At 73.6% G+C, this 18,451-nt stretch carries 14 protein-coding genes; 5 read left to right on the top strand and 9 right to left on the bottom strand.

The features are described from left to right. Positions 1-68: 68 nt before the first annotated feature. The gene (locus NLX94_RS00635) at positions 69-1,880 is read right to left on the bottom strand and encodes a S8 family serine peptidase (RefSeq protein ID WP_254380529.1); all 1,812 of its coding nucleotides are present in this window, start codon (positions 1,878-1,880) and stop codon (positions 69-71) included. Between the two features lie 228 nt (positions 1,881-2,108). Beyond that, positions 2,109-3,491: a cation:dicarboxylate symporter family transporter gene (locus tag NLX94_RS00630; protein WP_254380528.1), complete on the bottom strand. Its 1,383-nt coding sequence runs from the start codon at positions 3,489-3,491 to the stop codon at positions 2,109-2,111. A gap of 127 nt (positions 3,492-3,618) precedes the next feature. Here NLX94_RS00630 and NLX94_RS00625 point away from each other — a divergent pair, with 127 nt between their 5' ends. Both NLX94_RS00625 and NLX94_RS00620 read left to right on the top strand, forming a co-directional pair. After that, complete coding sequence (locus NLX94_RS00625; RefSeq protein WP_254380526.1) at positions 3,619-5,250, top strand: sensor histidine kinase; 1,632 nt, start codon at positions 3,619-3,621, stop codon at positions 5,248-5,250. After that, positions 5,247-5,969, top strand: a complete 723-nt coding sequence (locus tag NLX94_RS00620; protein WP_254380524.1) for a response regulator — start codon at positions 5,247-5,249, stop codon at positions 5,967-5,969. Before NLX94_RS00625 ends, NLX94_RS00620 begins: the two co-directional genes overlap by 4 nt. Here the strand turns inward: NLX94_RS00620 and NLX94_RS00615 are convergent. Both NLX94_RS00615 and NLX94_RS00610 read right to left on the bottom strand, forming a co-directional pair. Continuing rightward, a complete protein-coding gene (locus NLX94_RS00615; RefSeq protein WP_254380523.1) occupies positions 5,909-6,772 on the bottom strand; it encodes a tyrosinase family protein in 864 nt (287 codons plus the stop codon). The two genes, NLX94_RS00620 and NLX94_RS00615, sit on opposite strands and share 61 nt — an antisense overlap. Next, on the bottom strand, positions 6,772-7,176 hold the full coding sequence (locus NLX94_RS00610; RefSeq protein WP_254380521.1) for a tyrosinase cofactor: 405 nt from the start codon (positions 7,174-7,176) through the stop codon (positions 6,772-6,774). Before NLX94_RS00610 ends, NLX94_RS00615 begins: the two co-directional genes overlap by 1 nt. A gap of 318 nt (positions 7,177-7,494) precedes the next feature. Between NLX94_RS00610 and NLX94_RS00605 the strand changes: the two genes are divergently transcribed. Beyond that, positions 7,495-8,886 carry a glutamate decarboxylase gene (locus NLX94_RS00605; protein WP_254380520.1) on the top strand — a complete coding sequence of 464 codons (1,392 nt, stop codon included), beginning with the start codon at positions 7,495-7,497 and terminating at the stop codon, positions 8,884-8,886. A gap of 60 nt (positions 8,887-8,946) precedes the next feature. On the opposite strand, the gene NLX94_RS00600 is transcribed toward NLX94_RS00605, so the two are convergent. The 4 genes from NLX94_RS00600 to NLX94_RS00585 all read right to left on the bottom strand — a co-directional run bounded on the left by NLX94_RS00600 (position 8,947) and on the right by NLX94_RS00585 (position 14,224). Continuing rightward, entirely contained in the window at positions 8,947-11,466 is a 2,520-nt protein-coding gene (locus NLX94_RS00600; protein ID WP_308402366.1) for a Helicase associated domain protein, read from the bottom strand. A gap of 104 nt (positions 11,467-11,570) precedes the next feature. After that, the gene (locus tag NLX94_RS00595) at positions 11,571-13,235 is read right to left on the bottom strand and encodes a sigma-70 family RNA polymerase sigma factor (RefSeq protein ID WP_254380518.1); all 1,665 of its coding nucleotides are present in this window, start codon (positions 13,233-13,235) and stop codon (positions 11,571-11,573) included. 76 nt (positions 13,236-13,311) lie between these two features. Beyond that, the gene (locus tag NLX94_RS00590; RefSeq protein WP_254380517.1) at positions 13,312-13,752 is read right to left on the bottom strand and encodes a DUF4180 domain-containing protein; all 441 of its coding nucleotides are present in this window, start codon (positions 13,750-13,752) and stop codon (positions 13,312-13,314) included. Then, a complete protein-coding gene (locus NLX94_RS00585) occupies positions 13,745-14,224 on the bottom strand; it encodes a helix-turn-helix domain-containing protein (RefSeq protein ID WP_254380515.1) in 480 nt (159 codons plus the stop codon). Before NLX94_RS00585 ends, NLX94_RS00590 begins: the two co-directional genes overlap by 8 nt. A 121-nt stretch (positions 14,225-14,345) precedes the next feature. On the opposite strand from NLX94_RS00585, the gene NLX94_RS00580 reads away from it, so the two are divergent. Together NLX94_RS00580 and NLX94_RS00575 are read left to right on the top strand one after the other, a co-directional pair. Next, complete coding sequence (locus tag NLX94_RS00580) at positions 14,346-15,389, top strand: S66 peptidase family protein (protein WP_254380513.1); 1,044 nt, start codon at positions 14,346-14,348, stop codon at positions 15,387-15,389. Between the two features lie 173 nt (positions 15,390-15,562). Beyond that, a complete protein-coding gene (locus tag NLX94_RS00575; protein ID WP_254380512.1) occupies positions 15,563-17,611 on the top strand; it encodes a tetratricopeptide repeat protein in 2,049 nt (682 codons plus the stop codon). On the opposite strand, the gene NLX94_RS00570 is transcribed toward NLX94_RS00575, so the two are convergent. After that, complete coding sequence (locus tag NLX94_RS00570) at positions 17,608-18,408, bottom strand: IclR family transcriptional regulator (RefSeq protein ID WP_254380510.1); 801 nt, start codon at positions 18,406-18,408, stop codon at positions 17,608-17,610. The two genes, NLX94_RS00575 and NLX94_RS00570, sit on opposite strands and share 4 nt — an antisense overlap. Positions 18,409-18,451 lie beyond the last annotated feature (43 nt).

The raw sequence follows: 18,451 nt of genomic DNA, 5'->3' as shown, positions 1-18,451 counted from the left end.
GGGGTGCGGTCGTACCGCTCCCCGGTGGCCCATGGCGCCACTGATCAGAAGGCCCGAGGGCCCGCGGGTCAGAAGGTCAGGTTCCAGGCGTCGATCTTGCCGGTGTCCTGGTTGGCGTTGTCGTTCACGCGCAGCGTCCAGACACCGCCCGCGACCTCGGTGGAGGCGTTGACCGTGAAGGTCTGGACGATGTTGTCCGTGCTGCCGCCGGCACGGTTGCTCAGGACGTAGACGGAGCCGTCCGGAGCCACGAGGTCGACCTTGAGGTCACCGATGTAGGTGTGCTTGATGTCCACGCCCACCTTGAGGGTCGCCGGGGCGTTGCCGGTCACCCCGCTGACGGTGATGGCGCTGTTCACGGTCGCGTTGTCGGCGATCGCGACGTCGGTCAGGTTCTCGAAGTACTTGCCGGGGGGCGGGGTCGAGCCCCCGACCGCCTTCAGCGCGTCGACCTGGCCCTCGCCGAAGAACCCGTTGTTGGCGGTGGTCCCCTTGCAGCGGCTGTCCGACGGGCAGGCGGTGTCGTTGGCCTGGGTGGCCAGCGCGGTGCGGATCTGCGCCGGCGTGAAGGTCGGGTTGGCACTGGCGATGAGCGCCGCGACGCCCGCGACGTGCGGGGAGGCCATCGACGTACCGCTCATCGTGCTGTAGCCGCCGCCCGGCACGGTGGAGTAGACGTTGCTGCCCGGCGCCGCGACGTCGATGACGCCCTGGCCGAAGTTGGAGAACGAGGCCTTGGTGACACCGGTGCCGTTGGCGGCGACCGTGACCACGCCCGGGAGCTCGGTCGGGATGTCGAGGCAGGCGTTGGTGATGGTGCGGGTGACCGGCGTCGAGTCGTTCGGGCTCGCCGAGTCGGTGGTCTTGTTGGCGAGGTCGTAGTTCTCGTTGCCCGCCGCGGCGACCTGGAGCGAGCCCTTGCTCTCCGCGTACTCCTGGGCGCGCTTGACGCCCTCGATGATCGCGGCCTGGTCGATGTTGTCCGGGCAGTTGAACTGCCACGGGTCCGTGTAATAGCTGTTGTTGGTGACCTTGAACCCGTGGTCACCGGACCAGACGAAGGCACAGATGGTGTTCTCGGCGAAGAACAGCGAGGTGCCCGGCTCGGCCACGCGGACCGAGGAGATCTTCACGCCCGGGGCCACGCCGACGACGCCCTTGCCGTTCTTGGCGGCGGCGACGCTGCCCGCGACGTGCGTGCCGTGGGTGCCCACGTCGCGCCAGGCGCCGGCGCGGGTGTCCGGCTTGCCGTAGGCGCAGGAGGCGGAGTCCGCGGCATTGAAGTTCGGCGCCAGGTCCTGGTGCTGGTCGTCGACGCCGGTGTCCAGGATGCCGACCTTGACGGAGGCCGAGCCGGGGTTCACGGCCCAGGCCTGGTCGGCCTTGATCTGGGTCATGTCGACGCGTGCGGGCTCGCCCGCGGGGGTCGTCGACTGGGACGGGTTGGCGGGCAGCGCCGGGTTGTAGGCGTCGGCCGGTACGTCCGAGGTGCGCGTCGCGCCGACCTTCTGGACCCCGCTGACCCCGCGCATGGTGGCGGCGAAGGTCGTGGAGGTCGAGTGGGCGACGATCACGCCGATCTGGTCGAAGTACGAGAAGACCGTGCCGCCGTTCGCCGTGACGGCGGAACGGACCGCGGAGCTGTCACCGGCCGCGGTGATCACCACGTAGGCGCGGGTGCCGGCAGCCCAGGTCGCACTCTGGGAAGTCGGCGCCGGGGCCTGGGCCTTGGCGGCGGAAGGGGCGGAGGTTCCGGGGACTCCGGCCGGGGAGACGGGCGCCGTGCCCGCGAGCGCGGCCGGGGCCCCGAAGGCCAGGGCGCCCAGGGCGGCCGCCAGTACGAGGGTGCGTCGAGGTCGGCTGGATATGTGGGGTATCAATGCGTCCTCCGAAGACGGTCCTGCGGTGCGGGTGGCACCTACCGGTCCGTACGAAACGAGTGGTGGACGCAAGATGTCAGAAGCGTGCCCCGATATGGAAGTACCTTTTGCAGCTAGACCGTTCATACGATCTTGGCTGAAAAATGACTCCCGCCCGAGGTGTTGGGACCGGCCGGGCTGGGCACCGTGGGGGCGAGCCCTGCCCGGCCGGTCCGCGGGGCGTCACCGTCAGACGGTGACGCCGTCCTTGGTGCTGCCCGCCTCGGCGCGCTCCGGCGCGGAGCCGTCCGGCTGGGTGGGTACCTCGGTGGCCTGGCCGTGTCCGTCGTCGGTGAGCGTGCTCTCGTCGAACGGCAACCGTCCCGCGAGGACTTCGGTGGCCCGGGCCCGGTCGAACTCCTTCGTCCAGGTACCGATCAGCACGGTCGCGATCGCGTTGCCCGCGAAGTTGGTCAGCGCCCTCGCCTCGCTCATGAACCGGTCGATGCCCACGATCAGGCCGACGCCGTCGACGAGTTCAGGCCGGTGCGACTGGAGCCCTCCGGCGAGCGTGGCGAGTCCCGCGCCCGTGACCCCGGCCGCCCCCTTCGAGGCCACGATCATGAACAGCAGCAGGGAGATCTGCTCGCCCAGCGCCAGGGGCTTGCCCATGGCCTCCGCGACGAACAGCGAGGACATCGTCAGGTAGATCGCGGTCCCGTCCAGGTTGAAGGAGTAGCCCGTCGGGACCGTGATGCCGACCACCGGCCGCGAGACGCCCACGTGCTCCATCTTCGCGATGAGCCGGGGCAGTGCCGACTCCGAGGAGGAGGTGGAAAGGATCAGCAGGAACTCCCGGCCCAGGTAGCGCAGCAGGGCGAAGACGCTGATCCCCGTGCACAGGCGCAGCAGCGTGCCCAGGACCACGAAGACGAAGAGCAGGCAGGTCGTGTAGAAGCCGATCATGATGACCGCGAGGGATTTCAGCGCGTCCATCCCGGTCGCCCCGACCACCGCCGCGATCGCGCCGAAGGCACCCACCGGCGCCACCCACATGATCATCGCGAGGATCCGGAACACCAGCTTCTGCACGTGCCCGATCCCGCGCAGCACCGGCTCGCCCGCCGCGCCCATGGCCTGCAGCGCGAACCCGCACAGCAGCGCCACCAGCAGCGTCTGCAGCACCTCGCCCCCGGTGAAGGCCGACACCAGCGTGGTCGGGATGATCCCCAGCAGGAACTCGGGCGTGCTCTCGGCCCCGCCCGCCTTGGCCTGCGCCTCGCCCGCGCTGCGGGCCGCCTCGGTCAGGTGCAGCCCGCTGCCCGGCTCCAGCAGGTTGCCCACCACCAGCCCGATGGCCAGCGCCGCCGTGGACATCACCATGAAGTAGCCGAGCGCCAGCCCGCCCACCGCGCCGACCTTGGCGGCCTTGCGGACCGAGCCGATGCCCAGCACGATCGTGCAGAAGATGACCGGAGAGATCATCATCTTGATGAGGTTGACGAACCCGGTGCCCAGCGGCTTGAGCTCCACGGCCGTGCCGGGTGCGGCGAACCCGACGGCGATGCCGAGCAGCACCGCCCCGATCACCGCGATGTACAGATAATGCGTCTTGTCGCGCCTGGCGGCCACGATGCCTCCCGGTAGTGCCCTTCGCCTCCCTGATGGCGAAGGCGTCCCGGGAGGACCATCGCCCGCAGCTGTGACCCCGGTCACCCTTGCGTTCATTGAGTTCACGCCCCGGTGCACACTGAGCGCCATGTTCCGCTTCCCCCGGCCGCCGCGCAGCCTCGCCGGCCAGCTCTTCGCCATGCAGGTGGTGCTGGTCGCCGCGGTCGTCGCCGGTTGCGCCGTCTTCGCGTACGCGACCGCCCGCGGCCAGGCCGAGGAGGCCGCCCGGCGCCAGGCCGGAGCGGTGGCCCGCGCGGTCGCCGACTCCCCGTCGGTACGGGACGCGGCGCGCCAGGAGCAGCAGGAGGGCGCCCGCGCCCCCGGCGGGCCCACCGCGGCCCTGCAGCCCTACGCGGAGCGGGTCCGCGTCGACTCGGGCGTGGACTTCGTGACGATCATGGCTCCGGACGGACGGCGCTGGACCCACCCCGACCCGCTGCGCATCGGCGAACCCTTCCTCGGCAACACCGCCCCCGCCCTGCGCGGCGAGACCTTCAGCGAGACCTACACCGGCACCCTCGGCCCCTCCCTCCGCGTGGTCACCCCGATCACCGACGAAGGCCGGGTCATCGGCATGGTCGCCGCCGGGATCACCGTCCGCGCGGTCAGCGCCCGCCTCGCCGCGCGGCTCTCCGACCTCGCCTGGGTGGCCGGCGGGGCCCTCGCCCTCGGCGGGGCGGGCACCTACGTCATCAACGCCCGGCTGCGCCGCCACACCCACGGGATGAACGCGGCCGAGCTGAGCCGGATGTACGACTACCACCAGGCCGCCCTGCACGGGGTCCGCGAAGGACTGCTGATGCTCGACGGCCGGCGCCGGATCACCCTCGTCAACGACGCGGGCCGCGAACTCCTCGGCCTGCGCGGGGAGATCAAGGGGACCGCCGTCGCCGACCTCGGACTGCCCGCCCCGCTCACCGGGGCCCTGCTCGCCGACCGGCCGCGGGTGGACGAGGTCCACCTGACCGCGGACCGCGTGCTCGTGCTCAACAGCGCCCCCGTCGCGGGCGGCGGCCGCCAGGGCACCGTGGTCACCCTGCGCGACCACACCGAACTGCTGTCGCTGACCGGCGAACTGGACCAGGAGCGCGGGTTCACCCGGGCGCTGCGCGCGCAGGCCCACGAGGCGGCCAACCGGCTGCACACCGTGGTCTCCCTCATCGAACTGGGCCGCAGCCGGGAGGCGGTGGACTTCGCCACCGCCGAACTCTCCCTCGCCCAGGCCCTGACCGACGAGGTGATCGCCGCCGTCGGCGAACCCGTGCTCGTCGCCCTGCTGCTCGGCAAGGCCGCGCAGGCCCACGAACGGGGGGTCGAGCTGGTGGTCACCCCGGACAGCGGGGCCATCGGCGCCGGGCCCGGCGGTCCGCCCGCCCGGGACCTCGTCACCGTCCTCGGGAACCTCGTCGACAACGCCGTCGACGCCCTCACCGGCGTGCCCGGCGGCCGGATCTCCGTCACCATCCGCCCCGACGGCCCGGCCGGACCCCACGGGCAGGGGGTGCTGATCGGCGTGGCCGACAACGGCCCCGGACTTCCCGAGGGCGCCGACGTGTTCCGGCGCGGCTGGTCGGGCAAGGGGGAGGGGCGGGGCCTAGGCCTCGCGCTGGTGCGGCAGGTGGCCCACCGGCACGGCGGGAGCGCGGACGCCGACCAACTGCCGGACGGAGGAGCGCGGTTCACCGTACGGCTGCCGGCGCGCGGGGAGGTGGAGGCATGAGCACGCCCGAGGTGCGGGTCCTCGTCGTCGAGGACGATCCGGTGGCCGCCGACGCGCACGCGCTCTACGTGGGGCGGGTGCCCGGCTTCACCGCCGTCGCGGCCGTCCACTCCCTCGCCGAGGCCACCCGGGTCCTGGAGCGGACCCGGATCGACCTGCTGCTGCTCGACCTGACCCTGCCCGACGGCCACGGGCTGCGCTTCGCCCGCGGCCTGCGGGCGGCGGGCCACCCCGCCGACGTGATCGTGGTGACCTCGGCGCGGGACCTGGGGGTCGTCCGCGAGAGCGTCTCGCTCGGGGTGGTGCAGTACGTACTGAAGCCCTTCGCCTTCCCCACCCTGCGCGAACGGCTGCTGCGCTACGCCGAGTTCCGCGCGACGGCGGCGGGCGAGGCGGCCGGCCAGGACGATGTGGACCGCGCGATGGCGGCCCTACGCTCACCCCGGCCGGCCGAACTCCCCAAGGGCATCGGCGGTCCGACCCTGGACCGGGTCGCCGCGCTGCTGCGGGCGGCCCCGGAGGGGCTGACCGCGGGCGGGGCGGCCGAGGCGGCCGGGATCTCCCGGATCACCGCCCGCCGGTACCTGGAGCACCTGGTGGACACCGGCCGCGCGGACCGGACCCCCCGGTACGGCCAGGTCGGCCGCCCCGAACTGCACTACCGCTGGCTGGCGGCGGCCCCGGCCGGCACCGGGGCCGGCTCGGTGTCGAAGGTGTAGAACTTCCGGTGGTCCAGCATGTCGGCCGGGGTCACGTCGTTCCACGGCCGCATCGTGTCGTTCAGGTCCACCACGTTCGCGGTGCCGGCGGCCGGCAGGTACGGCGACTGCGGGTGCAGCGCCTGCCAGTCGGCCCACAGCTTGTCGATGAAGGCGTGGTGCATCCAGAACACCGGGTCGTTGGGGGAGACCCCGGTGGCCATCTGGCCGCCCACCCACACGTGCACCCGGTTGTGCAGGTTGGCCCCGCGCCAGCCCTCCAGGTTGTTGCGGAAGCCGGCCGAGGAGCTGTTCCAGGGCGCCGCGTCGTAGACCGGCATCGCGAGGACGGCGTCCACCTCGGCCCTGGTCGGCAGCTGGGCCACGCCGGTGCCGAGCGCGCGCCGCAGATAGGAGCGCCCGTCCACTCGTACGGCTATCTCCCACTTGCCCGCCGCGTACGCGAACGGTCCGTCGAGCACCTGCCCGTCCCGGGCCCGTCCGGTGCCGCCGAGGAAGTCGGCGGCCCAGAGGGAGGAGCGGGCGGTCCGGTCGGCCGTCCAGTCCCAGTACGGCAGGGCCACCGCCGGATCCACCTCCTGCAGCGCCGCCTCGAACTCCAGCAGAAACCGCCGGTGCCAGGGCAGGAAGGAGGGGGAGCGGTGGCCGACCCGGTCGCCCGAGTCGGTGTCGCTCATGATGAAGCCGTTGTGCGTGGTGACGAAGCGGTCGTAGCGGCCGGTGCGCTTCAGTTCGAGGAGCGCCGCGACGAACGCCCGCTTCTCCTCGGAGGTCAGCGCGGCCTGGTTCTTGCGGATGGTCATCACATGCCGCCCATCGGGACGAGGGCGGCGCCCTGGAGTTCGCGCACGGCGGCGCGGGCCAGCGGGAGCGGGCCGGAGAAGGTCTCGTAGTGGTTGACCACGCTGATCCAGCTGCCGTCGGCGTTCCGCATCACGTGCAGTTCGCGGCCGTCGATGAAGACGGTCGGCTGGCCGGGGGCCTGGTGGCCCCCGTGGTGGCCGCCGTGCCCGCCGCCGCTGTCCGAGGCGGGGACTATCCGTATGCGGCGGCCCTGGTAGACCTCGTCGACGGTGCCCGCAGGTGTGGCGGGTGCGGCGGAACGGGATCCGGTGACGGCCGCGTGCGCGGTGGCGCCTGCGAGGCCGAGGGCGGTGAGTGCGCCGGCAGTGGCGCTTAAGGCCTGTCGGCGGGTGATCTTGTTCATGGCCCGAAGAGGTATCAGGGCGCGGAGAACGGAGGGCTGTTATCCGGACATCCGCGGATAAGTTGCCGGTCGAACTAATTGGATGATCTTCCCGTCCGGACTGGCTCCAACCACCCGGACGGGAAGACCTGTGTGAAACAGCTTAAGCGACAGGAAATCCTGCGGTCGCGCGGGGTGGCTATGGAAGGGATCACATCGCGGAGTCGGCCGGAAGCTGCGGCCGGAACCGCCTCCGCGAGCCGGTCCGGGGGTGTTCCGGAGTGGAGTTCGAGGCGATCTGGAAGGTTCTATCCGTTTCCGTCCCGTTATAGTCCCGATATGGCTCTCCATGAGACGAAGGACCTGCGTGCCCGCGACGCCGAGACGGACGTGTTCGCGTCCGCCCTCAGCGGCGAGATCCTCCCCAAGTACCGGATGCCCGAAGACCACTCGCCGTCCGAGGTGGTCTACCAGCTCCTCCACAACGAGCTGCTCCTCGACGGCAACGCCGCCCAGAACCTGGCCACCTTCTGCACCACCTGGTCGGACGACGGGGTCCACCGGCTGATGAACGAGTGCCTCGACAAGAACATGATCGACAAGGACGAGTACCCGCAGACGGCCGAGATCGAGGCCCGCTGCGTCAACATCCTGGCCGACCTGTGGAACGCCCCCGCCGGCACCACCGGCACCGGCTGCTCCACGACCGGCTCCAGCGAGGCCGCCATGCTCGGCGGGCTCGCCCTCAAGTGGCGCTGGCGCGAACGCCGCCGCGCCGCCGGACTGCCCACCGACCGGCCGAACCTGGTGTGCGGGCCCGTCCAGGTCTGCTGGGAGAAGTTCGCCCGGTACTTCGACGTCGAGCTCCGCCAGCTCCCCCTGCTGCCCGGGGCCACCGGCCTGAGCCCCGAACAGCTCGCCGCGAACGTCGACGAGAACACCATCGGCGTCGTCGCCATCCTCGGGGTCACCTACACCTGCGTCTACGAGCCCGTTGCCGCGATCGCCGCCGAACTCGACCGGATCCAGGCCGAGCACGGCTGGGACATCCCGATCCACGTCGACGCCGCCAGCGGCGGCTTCGTGGCCCCCTTCCTCCACCCCGACGTGGTCTGGGACTTCCGGCTGCCGCGCGTCGCCTCCGTCAACACCTCCGGGCACAAGTACGGCCTCGCCCCGCTGGGCGTCGGCTGGATCGTCTGGCGCACCGCCGACCTGCTCCCGGCCGACCTCGTCTTCTCCGTGGACTACCTCGGCGGGGACATGCCCACCTTCGCCCTCAACTTCTCCCGGCCGGGCGGCGAGATCATCGCCCAGTACTACCTGTTCCTGCGCCTGGGCCGGGGAGGCTACCGCCGGGTCCAGCAGGCCTGCGCCGACACCGCCCAGTACCTGGCCCGGGAGATCGAGACCATCGGCCCCTTCACCCTCCTCTACGACGGCCAGGGAGCGCTGCCCGCCGTCTCCTACCGGCTCACCGACCCGGAGGGCGCGGGCTTCACCCTCTACGACCTCTCCGACCGGCTGCGGATGCGCGGCTGGCAGGTGCCCTCGTACCCGCTGCCGGCCGAGCGGGACGACACCGTCATCCAGCGGGTCCTGATCCGGCACGGGGTGACCCGGGACCAGATCGCGCTGCTCGTCTCCGACCTGCGCAGCGCCGTGGAACACCTGATCGCGCACCCGCAGCCCGTCCCCGCGGCCCCGCCCCGGTCCGGCTTCCACCACTGACCGGGCGTCAGGGCCCGGCCCGGGCGGGCCCGTCCCGGTCCGCCGGGAAGGGCCCGGCGCTCAGGGCGCCGGCCAGCGCATTCCCAGCTCCGTCAGCGCGGCCGTCCGCTCCGGGGTGAGGGACGCGGCGCGGGAGCGCTGGTTGGCGATCCAGGAACCGAGGCGCAGCTCCCGGTCACCGACCCGCTCCACGTGCGTGCGCGGCACCCGCAGGTGCCGCTCGCGCTCGTGGAACCGGCGGGCCGCCTCCAAGTGCGCCGCCCAGGCGTCGGCGTGCTTGACCCGGGGCTTCGGCCGGTCCGCGCCCTCGGCCGGGGTCACCCCGAGGGTGTGCTCCAGCAGCCAGCGCTGGGCCCACGCGAGCCGCTCCCAGCCCGCGCGCTGGCCGCGCAGCCACACCCCGAGGTCCTCGCCCTGGACCACGGCCTCCCCGGCGCGCACCGGGAGCCGGCCGCCCGCGTCCAGGTGGACCCGGGTCAGGTGGAAGGCCCGCTGCCAGGAGATGTCCCAGGAAGGACACCAGGAGGCGTCGATGGCCTCCAGGGCCTCCCGGCGCTCCTCGGACAGCGCCCCGGGGCCCTCGCGGCGGGCCGCCGCCCGCTGGTTCTTCACCCAGACCCCGACCGGGGCCCCGCGCCAGGTGGCGTCCACCGGAGGCAGCAGGTGACCGTGCTCGGCCGCCCAGCCGCTCGCCGCCGCGAGCCCCTCCGCGAACGCCACGTCGAAGTGGTTCCACACCATGCCCAGTTCGTCGAGCTGCTCCACCCGACGGTGGCCGAGCGCCCCGCGGCGGTGCGTGCGACGGGCATCGGCGATCCACTGGCCGAGCGGGAACCGGGCCAGGCCGGGCGGCCACCGGTTCTCGGACCCCCCGCCCTCCACGGCGGCCGCGCCCGAACCCGGGCGGGCTTCCGGGCCGGAGCCGGCCGGTCCGGGCACCTTGAAGGCGAACGGCACCTTGAGGTCCCCGGTGAGCCCGGCGTAGATCCGGGCGGCCTCCACCCCGCGCCGCCAGTGCTCGTGCTCCGGGTGCAGGACGCGCAGCCGGACGAAGGCCGCGAGCAGCGCAGGGTCGCGGGGGGTGGAGAAGCTCAGCAGGGACTGCGCGCCGCCGCGCAGCCCGGAGCCGCCCACGGACTCCGCGCCGCCCGCGCCCGGTGCCGCGCGCCGGCTCGGGGCCTGGGGCTGGGCCAGGGACTCCACGAGCCGGGTGTCGTGGGCCCGCAGCGCCTCCAGGAGCCGCGCGAGGTCCCCGTACGCCCGTGAGGTCAGCATCGTCTCGGGGGACTCCCCGGGTCCCAGCAGCACCGGCACCACGAGGGAGGCGACCTTGCCCTCCCCGGGCCGGATGCGCAGCGCCCGGCCGACGGCCTGCACCAGGTCGGGCATGGAACCCCGTACGTCGGCCCAGAAGACCGAGTCGCACTCCTTGGTGTCCACGCCCTCGCCCAGCACCCGGACACTGCCCAGGAAGGCCTTGTCGGCGACCCGGTCGTCCGCGAAGGCGCCCAGCACCCGGCGCCGGTGCGCCACCGTGTGCTGCCCGCACAGCCAGTCCGCCCAGACGGTACGGGGGTAGACCGGCCGGGGGGCCCAGCTCGTGGCGCGCAGCCGGGCGGCGACCGCCGGCAGACCGGCCGCGAAGGCCTCGGCCTCCTTGGTCAGGTGGTGGAAGACGAGGGTGCGCCGGAACCCCTGCCGCACGGCCGCCGTCACCAGCGCCGTCTGGAGCGCCGCCAGCCGCACCCCGCGCACGGAGTCGGAGCGCCCGTCCGGTCCGAGCAGCACGGCCGCCTGGAACTCCGGATCGCTGACGTCCACGCAGACCACCCGGTAGGGCGCGCAGATGCCCCGGTCCACGGCCTCCGAGAGGGTGAGGGTGTAGCAGCGCGCGCCGAACGGCCCGTCCGGGTCGTCCTCCATGGAGGCCACGAGGCCGCCCCCGCCGCGCGGCCCCTCCGGGCCCTCGGCTCGCTCGGCTCCTTCGGCGGGCTCGGAAGCCTCGCCGTCCTGCCACACCCGGGGCGTGGCTGTCATGTACAGCCGGCGGACCGACGGGATCCGGACGTTGTCGTGCACCACCGCCCAGGGCTTGCCGATCCGCCCCGAGGTCCGGTGCGCCTCGTCGACCACGATCAGGTCCCAGCCGGGCAGCCCCTCGCGGTGCGCGCGCTCGATGGTGCCGAGGCCCAGTGAGGCGTACGTGGCGTACACCGTCACCCGGTCGACGGACGGGCCCGCCCAGCCGGCCAGCTCGGCCGGGTCGGTGGTGGTGGGCATCCCCGCGTCCTCGCCGCGCAACGAGCAGACGGCGAAGGCGCGGCCGGACCGGCCGCCCGCGCGCCAGGCCGCCGCGGTCTGCACCAGGAGGTCCAGGGAGGGCACGAGCACCAGGACCCGGCCGGCCCGCAGTTCCTCGGCCGTGTGGACGGCGACCAGCGACTTGCCGGAGCCCGTTGCCATGATCACCTGCGTACGGAGCCCGGTTCGTGGGACCCTGCGCCCGGCGGGCAGTTCCAGCGCCCGCACCGCGGCGTCCACGGCCTCGCGCTGGTGCGGACGGAGCCTCTGCCTGCTGATGCGCCCCACCTCCGCCGTGATCTGCCGGTTTGCTTCCAGCTCCTATCTTGCCCCCATTTTGAATCATTGAGGGGGAGATCGAGCGGAGGGAGTGGCGGGAGGCCCTACATCCGGGCACCGAAGTTCTGCGTCCACCACGGGCCGCCGGGGCCCTGGTGGATGCCCACGCCGATGTCCTTGAAGGAGCAGTTGAGGATGTTGTCGCGGTGCCCCTGGCTCTTCATCCAGGAATCCATGACCGAGGCCGCGGTCCGCTGCCCCCGCGCGATGTTCTCCCCGTACGTGGACCAGCGGTACCCGGCGGCGGTGGTCCGCTTGCCCGGGTCCGCGTCGTCCGGGTTGGTGTGCGAGAAGAAGTTCCGCCGCGCCATGTCGTCGGAGTGGCCCTGGGCGGCCGTACGCAGCTGCGCGTCCTCCTTGAGCGGGCCGCAACCGGCCTTCGCACGCTCGGAGTTGACCAGGGATATCACCTGTGCGGCGGTGCTGCCGCCCGGCGGGGCCGGGGCGGGGGCCGGGCTCTTCGGCGGGGTGGTCTTGGGGCTCGGCTTCGGGGTGGGCGTGGGGGTCGGGCTCGGGGTCGGAGTCGGGGTCGGGCTGGGGCTCGGCGAGGCGCTCGGGGAGGCGGATTCCGAGGGGCTCGGAGCGGGGGAGGCCGCCTCGGGGGGCACCGCGGTCCCCGATTGCGGCGCCACGAGGGCGGCCGGGGGCGCCTCGGGGGCGCCGGTGCCGGGGCGGGTGGCGAGGTAGGTCAGCCCGCCGCCCACGACACAGGCGGCGAGCACCGCGCCACCGATCACCCGGCGCCGGTCGCGGGTGCGCCGCTGCTTGCGCAGCGAGGCGCGCCCGTCCCCGGGGAGACCCGCCGCGGCGAACTGCGCCTCGCCGGCGCCGGCATCGGCACTGGCGCCGGCACCGTGGCCGGCCGGGCCGTACGCCGCGGCGGTCGTGGCGGCGAGGCCCGCGGGGGCGAAGCCGGAGTCCAGGGCCGCCCGTACGCCCGCGAGCAGCGCCGCCGAGACCGGCAGCAGCGCCAGCCCGGCCAGCAGCCCTTCGGCCGGGACCAGGCCGTTCCACAGCCCGCCGCACCGCATGCACTCACGGGCGTGCCGGGCTATTCGCTTGCGCCACAGCGCCGAGGGCAGGCCGTCCCAGCTCGCCGCCACGGCCCGCAGGTCCTCGCAGGGCGGCTGGGCGGCGAGCGCCCGCTCCACCACCCGGGCCGCCTCCAGCTGTGCCTTCATCCGCTGCACCCGTACGGCCGTGTGCTGCGGGGACAGCTCCAGTGCCTGCGCCATCTCCGCGCGCGTCAGCTCCCCGGCGCACTCGAGCCACCACAGGGACAGCAGGGCCCGGTCGTCGGGCTCCAGCCAGCGCGTGGCACGGGCCGTCTCCCGCCGCTGGCCGTCCAGCTGGAGCCGTAGGACGGTCAGGTCCACGAAGTCGGCGCCCGGGTCGGCGAGCTCCCAGGCGGCTTCCAGGCCGCTCTCGCCGGGGGCGCTCCGGCGGGCCTGCCAGTGGGCGCGCACCCGGTTCATGGCGATCGCGACCAGCCAGGACCGGAAGCTGTGGTCGTCGCGCAGGCCGCCCAGTCCGTCCAGGGCCCGCAGCATCGTGTCCTGGACCACGTCGTCCACGTCGACGGACCCGTTCAGGGCCCGTCCGACGATGTTGTAGACCAGCGGCAGATAGGCGCTGACCAGGTCGTCCTGTGCGCGGGGATCGCCTGCGCGGGCCGCGGCCACCAGTGCTGCCGTGTGCTGAGTGCTCATAGAAAAGTCCCTGTCCGTACCGGCGCTCGATGATGCCCAATACCTGGGAGACCGTCGAGGGGGACTTCGATAACGCTTATCCGCCGGACGTTTCCACGGATGCGGAATCCGCGGCGTCCGGAGCCTGTGGAGCGTCCGGCGTGTCCGTGGCGTCCGGGGCGAGGCGGGCGGACAGGGCGTCGAGATCCGGCAGGAACCAGATGTGGCGGCCCTCGTTTGATTCCCGTACGAGATCGCGCAGGGCCCGGCTCTCCTCCAGGTGCCGCGAAAGGTCGCCCACGACCACCAAGCGGACCCGGTAGTTCACGAACTTCTGCATGATCGCCCCGGCGAGCCCGCTGCGCAGGTCGAAGAAGGCGGTGTCCAGCCGCTCCACCGGGACGGCGACGATGTCGGTCCGGTAGAACGCGCCGCCGATCAGCTGGTCGAGCGCGTCCTGCTCGGTGGCGACCGGCGGGCCGTCGGCGGCGCAGACCAGGACCGGCACGCCGTGGTGGTCCACGAGGAGGTCAGCCATGGTGCGTCGCCCCCATGCCGTTGCCGGGGCCGAGCACCCCGTCGATCAGGTGCAGCAGATCGGCGGTGGTGGCGGCGTCGCCGAGGATCACGATCTTCATCCGTTCCCGCTCCTTGTCGTAGACCGTCTGGACGCGCAGCGCGGCCGGGGTGGCCCGGGGGGACTGCGCGCTCGCCGTGACGAGGTTCGCGAGCCGGCTCGCCGCATCGGGGCCGATCACGTCGACCTGCACGATGCTCGACACCTCCAGGTGCCGCCGCGGCGCCTCCCCGGCGGCGGAGGGATCCCCGGCGTCCGGGTCGGGCAGGCTCGTCAGGGCCTCGAAGTCCGCCCGGCTGATCCGGTACTGCTTGCCGATCCGGACGGCTTTCAGCCGGCCGTCGCGCACGTAGTTCCGGACGGTGCGGACGTGCAGCCCGAGCATCTCGGCCACCTCGCCGACCGAGTAGAGCTCGCGTTCTTCGTCACTCATGCTTCCGCATCCTACTCCATGAGATGCAGATGAGGGCTGATAGGGAAGTTTAGGGAATCGCGCCCGGGCGACACCGGAAAACCGGTTCGGCTTCGACCGGAGCCGCTCCTAGGATCATCGGATGACGGACCCCCGCTACCCCGCCAAGCCGCGCCCCGGAGACCGCGTCGCGGTGCTCTCCCCTTCGGCCGGTCTGCCCGAGCTCTTCCCGCAGCCCTACGAGCTGGGCCTGCGCCGGCTCCGGGAGGAGTTCGGGCTGGAGCCGGTCGAGTACCCGACGACCCGGAAGATGGGCGCGACCCCGCAGGAGCGGGCCGCCGACCTCCACGCGGCCTTCGCCGATCCGGAGATCAAGGCGGTGATCGCCAGCATCGGCGGCGACGACCAGATCACGCTGCTCCCGCACCTCGACGCCGATCTCCTGCGCGCCCACCCCAAGCCGTTCTTCGGCTACAGCGACAACACCAACCTGCTCCTGCACCTGAGCGATCTGGGCCTGGTCGGCTATCACGGGAGCTCGGTGATGGTCGAGCTCGGACGCCCCGGCGCCCTGAACCCCCGCACGGCCGAGTCCCTGCGCGCGGCCCTGTTCACCTCGGGCGAGTACGAGCTGATCGCCGCCGACGCCAGCGGGGACGTCAACGGCCCCTGGGACGACCCCCGCACCTTTGACGCCGAACCGGAACTGGAACCGGCCGGTGGCTGGACCTGGCACAACGCCGACCGGGTGGTCGAGGGCACCAGCTGGGGCGGCAACCTGGAGATCATCTCCTGGCTCCTGATGGCCGACCGCGCCGTGCGGCCCGTCGAGGAGTACGCCGGCGGGGTGCTCTTCCTGGAGACCTCGGAGGACATGCCGCGCGCCCACGACGTCTACTGGATCCTGCGCAGCATGGGGGAGCGCGGACTGCTCCGGCAGTTCCCCGCCCTCCTGATGGGCCGGGCGAAGAGCTGGTCCTTCGAGAAGCGCTTCGACGCCGCGGAGCGGGAGCACTACCGCCGCGAGCAGCGCGAGGCGGTCCTGCGGGCCCTAGGCGAGTACGCCCCCGCCACCATGGCCGTCTTCGACGTGGACCTCGGGCACACCGACCCGCAGCTCGTGATCCCCGTCGGCGGGCGGGTCCGGGTGGACGGCCCGGCCCGTCGCGTCTTCGTCACGTACTGACGAACATCCGCCGTACGTAGCTCCGTTGGGGTTCCCCCGGCCGGGTCCGGGGTGACAATGGGCCTCCCACGGGACGTGTTGGGGGCGGCATGTCGGCGTTGCTCTTGAGGGGATCCGGCCGGGCGCGGGGCTGGGCCGGATACCTCGGTTCGGTAGGACTGGGAGCGGGAGCGGTGGCGCTCGCGACGGTCTGGACCTCGGGGCCCTGGGCCGCCGGGATCGGCGCGGCCGTCACCACGCTGTCCGGACTCGCCGCCGAGCTGATGCGGCCTTCCGGCGAGGGGGCCGATCCCCGCACCGCCGGGGAGGTGCTGCGCACCGCGTCGGGCCGGATCCCGCTGCTGCGGCAGGTGGACCGCCCCGAACTGGCCGGGGCCCACCCGGCCGAGGCCCCCGCGGCCCCGCCCGCGTACATCCGGCGCGACGCCGAACCGGCGCTGCGTGCCGCCCTGGAGCGGACCCGCTTCGTCCTCGTGGTGGGGGAGTCCACGGCGGGCAAGACCCGGCTCGCCTACGAGGTGGCCCGCACCCGCTACCCCCGGCACGCCTTCGTCCGCCCGCTCTCCCGCGCCGCGCTGCCCGAAGCGGTACGGATCGCCGGGCGGCGGCGCCGCGCCGTGCTGTGGCTGGACGACCTGGAGGACTACCTCGGCGCGGGCGGCCTCGGCGCCGCCCAACTGGTCTCCCTGAGCGGCGCGGTGGTCATCGCCACGATGCGGGCCGAGGAGTACCGGCGCTACGACGCCCGCGAGGAGAGCCGGCTCACCGGCTCCGACCGGGACGCCTGGCGGGCCCAGCGCGACCTGCTCCACCGGGCGGCCGTCATCAGGCTGCCCCGGCACTGGTCCGGGGCGGAGCGCGGCCGGGCCGCCGCCCACCGGGACGATCCGCGCATCCGGGCCGCGCTGCGCGCGGGCGAGCGGTTCGGGGTCGCCGAGGTGCTGGCGGCCGGTCCGGAACTCCTGGCTGCCTGGGAGAACGCCTGGGCCCCGGGCGCCAATCCGCGCGGGGCGGCCGTGGTCGCGGCGGCGGTGGACTGCCGCCGGGCCGGACTGCGCCGCCCGGTGAGCCGCGCATGGCTGCGCGAGCTGCACGCCCCCTATCTGGCGGCCCGGGGCGGCGGGGACCTCCAGCCCGAGCCGTTCGCCGAGGCGATGGACTGGGCCTGCGCGGCCGCCTACGCCACGAGCGGACTGCTCATCGGCAACTTCGGAGCCGGATTCACCGCGTTCGACTACCTGTTGAACGCGCCGGGCAACGGTCCGGTGCCCGACCACCTGTGGCGCGGGCTGCTGCCCCTGGTGGAGCCCGCCGACGCCTACGACATGGGGCTGGTCGCCCATCAGGAGGGCCGCCTCGCGCGGGCCGTCGAAGCCCTCGGGCTGGCCTCGCGCGGCGGGGTTCCCGGCGCCGAACTGCCGCTGGCCATCGCCGTCGGGGACTCCGGCCGGCCGCGCCGGGCCGCCGCCGATCTCGCAGGGATCGCCCGCAGACGGGCCGACCGGCTCGGGCCCCGGCACCCCGACACCCTGGCGGCCAGGCATCAACTGGCCTTCTTCGTAGGCGAGGCGGGGAACCACCGCGCCGCCGCGGCCCAGTTCGCGGAACTGCTGCGGGACGTCGCCGAGGTGCTGGGGCCCGACCACCCGGACACCCTGGCGGCCCGCCACCAACTGGCCTACTTCACCGGGGAGGGCGGAGATCACCGCGCGGCCGCCCGCCAGTTGGAGGCGCTGCTGGCCGACCGCTTACGGGTCGACGGCGCCGGCCATCCGCAGGTGCTGGCCACGCGGCGCAGCCTGATCTGGTTCGGGGCGGGGGAACCGGCCCGGGCGGAGGCCCAGTTGAGGCAGCTCCTGGCCGAAGCGGAAGCCGCCGAGGGGATCGGGCCCGACGATCCGCACACGCTCGCCGTCCGGAGCAGCATGGCGGCGCTGGCGGCCCGCGCGGGGCGCACCGCCGAAGCCGCCGGGGCCTGGGCGGAGCTCACCGCGGACCGGACCAGGGTGCTCGGCGAGGACCACCCGCACGCGTTCTACTCCCGCCTGGAATGGGCCCGCGCCCTGCTCGCCCGGGACCGGGCCGCCGAGGCGGCCGCAGTGCTGACCGGAGCTCTGGCGCGGGCCGAGTCCGTCCTCGAACCGGGCCACCGGCACCTGCGGACGGCCCGGGAACTCCTGGCCCGGGCCGGCGGCCGGCCCGGGGCGGCCCAGAGCAGCTAGAGCAGCGGGGCCAGGGCCCGGGTGGCGGAGAGCAGGGCGGGCGCGTAGGCCTCGATCTCCGTGCGGGAGACCAGGAAGGTGACGGTGGTGACGCTGACGCCGCCGACGGGGCGGCCGTCGGCGCCCTGGATCGCGGCGCCGATGCAGCGGATGGTCGCCTCGTTCTCCTCGTCGTCCAGGGCGAACCCCCGCTGCCGCACGGCCTCCAGCTCCTCCTCCAGGGCCCGCTCGGTCGTGAGCGTATTCGGCGTGCGGCGCGGCAGCCCGGCCGCGGCGATCAGCGCGCGGGCCTCCGCCGCGGGCAGCAGGGCCAGGATGCTCTTGCCGATCGCGGTGGTGTGCAGGGGCATCCGCATGCCGACCCGGGAGGCGGTCTGGAAGGGCTGCTCGCTCTCCAGCTTCCGGATGTAGGTGATGGTCTCCCCGCTGTGCAGGGCGAGATGGATGGCCTGTCCGGTGGCCTCCTGCAGTTCCCGCATGATCCGCTCGATGCTGGCCGGTTCCCCGCCGCTGACCAGGGCGGACAGCCCGCGGAGCCGGGGTCCGACGCCGTAGCGGCTCTCGCCCTCGGAGCGTACGAAGCCCTGCTCGATCAGCGAGGCCAGGATGCGGAAGGTGCTCGACTTCGGCACGGCCGCCGCCGCCATGACATCGGTGAGCCGGTGCGGGCCGCCCGGCGCGGCCACGGCCTCCAGGATCCGCATCGACTTCTCCAGCGCCGTACCCGCGGCGGAGGTCCGGCCACCGCGGCCGGTGCTTTCGGCCTCCGCGTTCCCGGGCCTTCCGTCCGTGGACAAGGGATCTCCAAAGGTGGGTATGGTCTGCAACAGAAGTTCCGTT

The sequence above is a fragment of the Streptomyces sp. TBY4 genome, assembly GCF_024213195.1.
GTDB lineage: Bacteria > Actinomycetota > Actinomycetes > Streptomycetales > Streptomycetaceae > Streptomyces.
This window is presented reverse-complemented; position numbering and strand designations above follow the sequence as displayed.

Excerpts from the sequence above, each read along its gene's own strand:
- NLX94_RS00625 (WP_254380526.1), top strand. The coding sequence starts at position 3,619 with ATGTTCCGCTTCCCCCGGCCGCCGCGCAGCCTCGCCGGCCAGCTCTTC.
- NLX94_RS00620 (WP_254380524.1), top strand. The coding sequence starts at position 5,247 with ATGAGCACGCCCGAGGTGCGGGTCCTCGTCGTCGAGGACGATCCGGTG.
- NLX94_RS00615 (WP_254380523.1), bottom strand. The coding sequence starts at position 6,772 with ATGACCATCCGCAAGAACCAGGCCGCGCTGACCTCCGAGGAGAAGCGG.
- NLX94_RS00610 (WP_254380521.1), bottom strand. The coding sequence starts at position 7,176 with ATGAACAAGATCACCCGCCGACAGGCCTTAAGCGCCACTGCCGGCGCA.
- NLX94_RS00605 (WP_254380520.1), top strand. The coding sequence starts at position 7,495 with ATGGCTCTCCATGAGACGAAGGACCTGCGTGCCCGCGACGCCGAGACG.
- NLX94_RS00595 (WP_254380518.1), bottom strand. The coding sequence starts at position 13,235 with ATGAGCACTCAGCACACGGCAGCACTGGTGGCCGCGGCCCGCGCAGGC.
- NLX94_RS00590 (WP_254380517.1), bottom strand. The coding sequence starts at position 13,752 with ATGGCTGACCTCCTCGTGGACCACCACGGCGTGCCGGTCCTGGTCTGC.
- NLX94_RS00585 (WP_254380515.1), bottom strand. The coding sequence starts at position 14,224 with ATGAGTGACGAAGAACGCGAGCTCTACTCGGTCGGCGAGGTGGCCGAG.
- NLX94_RS00580 (WP_254380513.1), top strand. The coding sequence starts at position 14,346 with ATGACGGACCCCCGCTACCCCGCCAAGCCGCGCCCCGGAGACCGCGTC.